Source organism: Candidatus Avoscillospira sp. LCP25S3_F1, from assembly GCF_052117125.1.
Classification (GTDB): Bacteria; Bacillota; Clostridia; order Oscillospirales; family Oscillospiraceae; genus Avoscillospira_A.
Genome location: NZ_JBQKJT010000027.1, coordinates 20,815 through 27,044, shown reverse-complemented (window position 1 = coordinate 27,044; position 6,230 = coordinate 20,815). Strand labels below are relative to the sequence as shown.

Annotated in this window: 6 protein-coding genes; 2 read left to right on the top strand and 4 right to left on the bottom strand. The window is 62.0% G+C overall.

Annotated features, from left to right (window positions below; genetic code table 11):
- Positions 1 to 250 precede the first annotated feature (250 nt).
- The 3 genes from ACTQ33_RS15665 to ACTQ33_RS15655 form a co-directional block, all read right to left on the bottom strand.
- Positions 251 to 1,039: an inositol monophosphatase family protein gene (locus tag ACTQ33_RS15665; RefSeq protein WP_441465469.1), complete on the bottom strand. Its 789-nt coding sequence runs from the start codon at positions 1,037 to 1,039 to the stop codon at positions 251 to 253.
- Positions 1,039 to 1,476 carry a ribose 5-phosphate isomerase B gene (rpiB, locus tag ACTQ33_RS15660; protein WP_441465468.1) on the bottom strand — a complete coding sequence of 146 codons (438 nt, stop codon included), beginning with the start codon at positions 1,474 to 1,476 and terminating at the stop codon, positions 1,039 to 1,041. Before rpiB ends, ACTQ33_RS15665 begins: the two co-directional genes overlap by 1 nt.
- 61 nt (positions 1,477 to 1,537) lie before the next feature.
- Entirely contained in the window at positions 1,538 to 2,701 is a 1,164-nt protein-coding gene (locus ACTQ33_RS15655; protein ID WP_441465467.1) for a hypothetical protein, read from the bottom strand.
- Between the two features lie 262 nt (positions 2,702 to 2,963).
- On the opposite strand from ACTQ33_RS15655, the gene ACTQ33_RS15650 reads away from it, so the two are divergent.
- Positions 2,964 to 4,550: a peptide chain release factor 3 gene (locus tag ACTQ33_RS15650; RefSeq protein WP_441465466.1), complete on the top strand. Its 1,587-nt coding sequence runs from the start codon at positions 2,964 to 2,966 to the stop codon at positions 4,548 to 4,550.
- 61 nt (positions 4,551 to 4,611) lie between these two features.
- On the opposite strand, the gene ACTQ33_RS15645 is transcribed toward ACTQ33_RS15650, so the two are convergent.
- On the bottom strand, positions 4,612 to 5,082 hold the full coding sequence (locus tag ACTQ33_RS15645; protein WP_441465465.1) for a MogA/MoaB family molybdenum cofactor biosynthesis protein: 471 nt from the start codon (positions 5,080 to 5,082) through the stop codon (positions 4,612 to 4,614).
- 181 nt (positions 5,083 to 5,263) lie between these two features.
- Between ACTQ33_RS15645 and holB the strand changes: the two genes are divergently transcribed.
- Complete coding sequence (gene holB / locus ACTQ33_RS15640) at positions 5,264 to 6,214, top strand: DNA polymerase III subunit delta' (protein WP_441465464.1); 951 nt, start codon at positions 5,264 to 5,266, stop codon at positions 6,212 to 6,214.
- The last annotated feature ends 16 nt before the right edge of the window (positions 6,215 to 6,230 follow it).

Sequence of the window (6,230 nt, the reverse complement as noted above, 5' to 3'; positions counted from 1 at the left end):
TAACGGCTTCACCATTTCATATAAACGGTTGAAATCTACCGCCTTGTCTATTTTCCGGAGCAGATGCCCCTCTGGTACCAGGCTATCTATTTCCACCATCTCTATCACATTGCGATCCATTTTTTCACGTTCCAGCATCTTTTTCACCACCTGCTGCTATTATACCTCTTACAAACGAAAAAGCCCAGCCTAAGCTGGACTTTTTCGACAGACTGAAAAACGGGATGCCGCAGCATCCCGTTTTTTTTCGTTATTTCTGCGTATAACCGCAGGCGGCAATGATCTCCAACAGCTGCCGGTGGGAAGCGGCGTTGGCCGCCGCCAGGGAGCATTTGCGGTCAAACCGCAGGGGCGCACCGGTCATATCGGTGACAATGCCGCCGGCCTCTTCCAGAATGAGACTGCCCGCCGCGTAGTCCCAGGGGGACAGGACACACTCGAAGTAGCATTCGCCCCGGCCCGCCGCCACATAGCACAAATCCAGGGAGGCCGCACCCAGGCGGCGCACGTCCAGACTGCTCTCAAACAGCTTTTTGGCAATGGCAAAGGAACGGTCTCCCAACTCCGGATAGTAGAGCGATGTACCGAAAAAGGAAATACCGTCGGCCAGAGGATGGTTGCTCACAGAGATGGGCCTACCGTTGCAGAAGGCCCCGTGACCCCGGCGGGCCGTGAACAGCTCGTCCGTATAGGGGTTGTAAACCACGCCCTGCTCCATCTGTCCATTGCGGGCCAGGCCCACGGAAATGCCCACAATGGGAATGCCCTTGATGAAATTGGTGGTGCCGTCGATGGGGTCCACGATGAACACCCATTCCCGCTCCGCATGGTTGGGCGCATCCTCCTCGCCCAAAAAGCCCGCCTCCGGCAGCAGGGACAGCAGCCGTTCCTCCAGGAACCGCTGTACCGCGCCGTCGTACCGGGTCACCAAATCCTGGTGGCCGCTCTTCTCCTTGACGCCCTTGTCTTCATCGGCGGAGCGGACAATGGCCCCCGCCTCCCGGACGGCGTCACAGATGGATTGGTGCAGCTGTTCCATTATTTTTCCTCGTAGGCCATCATTTTTTCCACCCGGCGCTGGTGGCGGCCCCCCTCAAAGGCCGTATCCAGCCAGGTGTCCACGATTTCCAGGGCCAGCTTTTCGCCCACCACACCGGCGCCCAAGGCCATCATGTTGGTGTCGTTGTGCTGGCGGGTCAGCCGGGCGCTCATAAGATCGGACAGCAGGGCGCAGCGGATGCCGCGGACCTTGTTGGCCGTAATGGACACGCCGATGCCGGTGGTGCAGCAGACAATGCCCCGGTCACACTCCCCGGAGGCCACAGCCTGGGCCGCCGGTCCCGCGAAGTCGGGATAGTCGCAGCTGTCGGCGGTATCGGTGCCGAAATCCTTATACTCCAGGCCCCGCTGGGTCAGATGGGCCTTGATGGCCTCTTTCAGGGCCACCGCTCCATGGTCACAGGCAATCGCGATCATACGTCATTCCTCCATCGTTGATTTTTGTATATGGTTCATCATTCCCATGATGTATCCAGTATTATGTAAACCAGTAAAAACCGTACAGCGTCAGCTGTACCAGCAGGATACTGCCGCCGGCCACCACAGCCAGCCAGGGCTGTCCCCGCCGGGACAAATCGGCCCACAGGCTGGACAGGCAGAGGACGCCGCCCAAAGGCACCAGATAAAGCCCCGTCAGCAGCCACAAAGCGGTCAGCGCCGCCATCCATCCCGCCGCCAGCAGGGCCGGCGCCTTGGGCCGCCGGAAGCCGCCCACCAGGCAGACTACAAAGGATGCCGCGCCGCAGAGCACCAGGGGCCAGTCGAAGGAAAGCTGCACAATGGGGGGCAAGCCGCTGCCGAGACCGTTCAGCAGCTCCCAGCCCATGCGGTACAGGGCGTATTCGTAGAAGTCCCGCAGAACCAGCAGTTGGGGAAACGGCAGGCCCTGGGCCACGCCGCCGGGCACATAGGTCAGAATCCACACCACGGCCAGACTGAGCCAACCGGCCAGCAGGCTCCGCACCAGCCGTCCCCGTCCGGCATGGACAAAGCGGTCGGCAGCGCCGCAGCACAGCAGCACCGTCATGGTCAGGGCCACACCGGCCAGACCCGGCCGCAGATAGCAGCCCACCGCCGCCATGGCAAAGGCCAGAATCAGATACAGGCTGTTGTCTCCAAAATCGGACTGGGCCGGGGCCGTCAGATACCGGGTCAGCAGCAGCGCCGCCACCGCCGTCACCAGCATGGGGGCCGGCTGCACCGCCACGGACAGCGTCAGAATCCATGTGCCCAGCAAAGCCGCCAGGCGGCTGCCGAAGAGGCCCCGCAGCAGCCGGTAGACGGCCAGCGCCGTCAGGGCCGGGAATACCATATGGGTGACCGCCGTTTCCGCCAGCACATCGCCGGGGACGGGACTGCCGTACAGCGAACGGACCGTGACCAGGGCGGCGGCGCCCCACACGGCCGCTGCGCCGAGGGCGACGGAGAGCAGGGGCGCGATGTCGCCCATTGTCAGGGCGGTCCAGCCGTCCAGCAGGGTACAGGACGGTCGGTCATAGCGGGAGATCCATTCCAGAGTGCCGCTGCGGGGCCGCATGACGTGGACATAGGCCGCGCCGTTGAGCAGCAGCAGCGCCGCTACGCCCACCAATGCCAGCAGCAGGTACCAGTGTCTGCCCATCTGGGCCAGCAGTTGTTCCATGCGCTCCCCTCCCTTCCACAGTTTCCTATGATTCACTCGTAAAGTTCTTGGCGCACCTGCGGTGCGATGAACCGCTTTGCACGCGTTTGAGCCAGAACTGGTATCACTACGTCGTATTTTATCAGATGCGGCACCAAATGGCAACGGAAATCCGTCGGACGGTGTCAGAAGTGAAAAATGACCTTGTAACGGTGGTATAATTGTGGTAGAATAAATCGATTTGTTGTGATAATTCTATTTTTCTATTTGTGGAGGGAATAGCGTGCCTACTCTGCGCGAAGAAATCAGCCGCCGCCGGACCTTTGCCATCATCTCGCACCCCGACGCCGGTAAAACCACCCTGACGGAAAAATTCCTCCTGTACGGAGGCGCCATCGCCCAAGCCGGCGCCGTCAAGGGCAAGAAAAACTCCCGTGCCGCCGTCTCCGACTGGATGGAGATTGAAAAGCAGCGCGGCATCTCCGTCACCTCGTCGGTATTACAGTTCCAGTACGACGGCTTCTGCATCAACATTCTGGACACCCCCGGCCACCAGGATTTCTCTGAGGACACCTACCGTACCCTGATGGCCGCCGACTCAGCGGTCATGGTCATCGACGGTTCCAAGGGCGTCGAGGCCCAGACGCGTAAGCTGTTCAAGGTCTGCGCCATGCGCCATATCCCCATTTTCACCTTTATCAACAAGATGGACCGGGACAGCAAGGACCCCTTTGACCTGCTGGAAGAGCTGGAGCAGGAGCTGGGCATCGAGACGTACGCCGTCAACTGGCCCATTGGCTCCGGCAAGGAATTCCAGGGCGTCTACGACCGCAACAAGGGCCACATTGCCTTTTTCTCCGGCGTGTCCGGCAAAAACCGGGCCGAAAAGCTGGAGATCGACCTCTATGACCCGGCGGTGGCCGACCACATCGGCGCCGAGCGCCACCAACAGCTCATCGATGATGTAGAGCTGCTGGCCGCCGGTCGGGAGTTCGACATGGACGCCGTCCGGAACGGTACCCTGAGCCCCGTATTCTTCGGCTCGGCCCTGACCAACTTCGGCGTGGAGCCGTTCCTGGAAGACTTTCTCAAGATGACGCCGCCCCCCCTGGCCCGTGTGGCCGACTGCGGCGAAATCGACACCTTCTCCCCCGATTTCTCCGCCTTTGTCTTCAAAATCCAGGCCAACATGAACAAGGCCCACCGGGACCGTCTGGCCTTCCTGCGCATCTGCTCCGGCAAGTACGAGCGGGAAGCGGAAGTCTACCACGTCCAGGGCAACAAAAAAATGCGTCTGAGCCAGCCGCAGCAGCTGATGGCCTCGGAGCGCGAGATCATCGACGAAGCCTACGCCGGCGACATTATCGGCGTGTTCGACCCCGGTATCTTCTCCATCGGCGACACTGTGACGGTACCGGGCAAGAAGTTCAAATTTGCCGGTATCCCCACCTTTGCCCCCGAGCACTTCGCCCGGGTCAGTCCCCGGGACACCATGAAGCGCAAGCAGTTCATCAAGGGTACCGAACAGATCGCCCAGGAGGGCGCCATTCAGATTTTCAAGGTCCCCAACACCGGTATGGAAGAGGTCATCGTCGGTGTCGTGGGCGTGCTGCAATTTGAGGTGTTCCAGTACCGGATGAAGAACGAGTACGGCGTGGACCTACGCATGGAGAATCTGCCCTATGAGCAGCTGCGGTTTATCACCAAGAGTCCCGTTTCCGACCTGAAGGACCTGAAGCTTTCCTCCGACGCGGAGCTGCTGGAGGACTACAAGGGCCACAGTCTGCTGGTCTTCTCCTCCCTCTGGTCCATCGACTACACCATCAAGCGCAACCCCGGCCTGGAGCTGGCGGAAACGCTGGACAACTGAATCCTCTGCCAGACAAAACCGGGACGCTGCAAGCGCAGCGCCCCGGTCCTTTTTTCTTGCTTTATTTGTTGAGCATGCTCAGCGCCATGTCCACCGGCTCCAGCACAGCCCGGAGCATGACCTCCGCCGCCTCCCGGTTGCCCGATACATTGAGAACCATGGTCTTGCCCCGTGTGGCCGCCACGCCCCGGGACAGCAGCAGCCGGGGACTGACGGTGACGGCGGCGGCACGCATGGCTTCGCCCAGACCCGGCACCATCCGCGGACACACGGCAGTCGTGGCCTCCGGCGCGGCGTCCCGGGGGCCGAGGCCCGTGCCGCCCACAGTGACCACCAGGGCCACTTTCATCTGATCCGCCGCCTGGATCAGCTCCCGCTCAATCTGGGCCTGCTCCTTTTGCAGCAGCGTCGTATGGACCACCCGATAGCCCGCTTCCTCCAGAATTTTCTCCACAGCCGGTCCTGCCTCATTGGCTCTGCGGCCCCAAAAGCTCTCGTCACTGACGGTGATCACCGCCGCGTCGTATACCATGCGCCGTTCCTCCCTCCGCGCGCCTGCGCGTGTTTTATTCATTGTATCGCTCCGGCATCGTCTCTGTCAAGGAAGAAGTCCCGCCAGGCCAGGGACTGCCGCCACGTTTTCATTGATTTGTTTCCAAAAAAGCGTTATACTATCTCTAAGTACGGCGCTGCGGCGAAGAAGGGAGTCGAAAATGGGACTGGAACAGCTGCTGGGCAACGAGGCCCTCAAGGAGCGATTGACGGAGGGCCTGCGCTCGGGACGGTTGTCCCACAGCTATCTGATCACCGGCCCCGACGGCTCCGGCAAACACACCCTGGCCCGGCTTTTGGCCGCCGCCATGGAGTGTCGCGGCACGCCGCGTCCCTGCGGTGTCTGTCCCGCCTGCCGCAAGGTCCTGTCGGGCAACCATCCCGATGTGATCACGGTGGATGACCCGGACCATAAACAGGTTCCTGTGGACTGCATCCGCGCCGCCCGTACGGAACTGTTTATCCGCCCCAACGAGGGCGAGAAAAAGGTTTTGCTGATTCCCCGGGCCGGAGACATGAACCCGGCGGCCCAAAATGCCCTGTTGAAGGTGCTGGAAGAGCCGCCGTCCTACGGCGTCTTTCTGCTGCTGGCTCCGTCGCCGGAAGCGCTGCTGCCCACCATCCGGTCCCGCTGCGCCCATCTGCGTTTGTCGCCCCTGCCCCGGACTGTGCTGGAACCGGCGCTGCGGCAACGGTTCCCCGACCGCAGCGCCGCCGATCTGGAGGCGGCCATGGGCCGCAGCGGCGGATTTCTCGGCCAGGCCGTGACGCTGCTGGAAGGGTCCGGCTTGCAGCTGCCCCAGGTGGAGCAGTTCGCCGCCGCCTACGCCGCCCACGACACGCTGGGGCTGGCCATGGTCTTCGGTTCCATGGACAAGTACAAGCGCAACCAGCTGGCCCCGGTACTGGAGGAATTGCAGCAGCTGCTGGCCCAATCGCTGCTGGCCCGCCGGGGCTGTCCCACCCTGCTGCCCCAGGCCCGGGCCATTGCCGAACAGCGGACCGCGCCGGAACTGCTGGCCGCCTGCCGTCTGGTCCAGGAGGCCTTGGACGACTGTTGGGCCAATGTGGGCGTGGGCAACATCTGCGCCGGACTGCTGGCCCGGCTGTAACCGAACGCAACAATCT

Bases quoted from the DNA above. Each gene is read 5' to 3' on its own strand.
- ACTQ33_RS15655 (WP_441465467.1), bottom strand. From the start codon at position 2,701: ATGGAACAACTGCTGGCCCAGATGGGCAGACACTGGTACCTGCTGCTG.
- ACTQ33_RS15665 (WP_441465469.1), bottom strand. From the start codon at position 1,039: ATGGAACAGCTGCACCAATCCATCTGTGACGCCGTCCGGGAGGCGGGG.
- ACTQ33_RS15645 (WP_441465465.1), bottom strand. From the start codon at position 5,082: ATGGTATACGACGCGGCGGTGATCACCGTCAGTGACGAGAGCTTTTGG.
- rpiB (WP_441465468.1), bottom strand. From the start codon at position 1,476: ATGATCGCGATTGCCTGTGACCATGGAGCGGTGGCCCTGAAAGAGGCC.
- holB (WP_441465464.1), top strand. From the start codon at position 5,264: ATGGGACTGGAACAGCTGCTGGGCAACGAGGCCCTCAAGGAGCGATTG.